The sequence below is a fragment of the Aquicoccus porphyridii genome (assembly GCF_008369105.1).
GTDB lineage: Bacteria > Pseudomonadota > Alphaproteobacteria > Rhodobacterales > Rhodobacteraceae > Aquicoccus > Aquicoccus porphyridii.
In genome coordinates this window covers 1-442 of the sequence record NZ_VINQ01000131.1, presented here as the reverse complement: position 1 = coordinate 442, position 442 = coordinate 1, and the positions used below count along the sequence as shown (strand labels likewise).

The 442-nt window shown below is 70.8% G+C and carries 1 protein-coding gene; it reads right to left on the bottom strand.

The annotated features are described in order from the left end of the window. On the bottom strand, positions 1–442 hold a 442-nt coding region (locus tag FLO80_RS23895; protein WP_188078410.1), incomplete at both ends, for a glucokinase.

Here is a 442-nt window from a genome sequence, read left to right as displayed (position 1 = left end):
CGACGTGCCCGCCCTCGCAGGGCAGCACTTCCCAACGTCCCCCGCCCAGCGGCAGCAGGCTGCCGACGCCAAGGCCGGTGCCGGGACCGATGATCAGCCGGGCGCGATCCGCCTGGGCACTGCCGGCGCGGACCTGCACCAGCTCGTCCGCACCTAGCCGCGAGGCGGCCCAGGCCATGGTGCTGAAGTCGTTGACCAGCAGCAGGTGATCCAGCCCCAGCTCCTCGCGGAACGCGGCACGATTGATCACCCAGTGGTTGTTGGTGAAACGGAAATCGGCCGCCCCGACCGGACCGGCGCAGGCCAGGCAGACCGAGTCGATGTTCGCCACCGATTCGCCGATCCGCGCCAGGTAGTCGCGCACGGCCAGTTCAGGCCGCGGGTAGTCGGCGCAGGCGAGCACCTCGATGGATTCCAGGCGCTGCCCGCGCCAGAGCGCGAA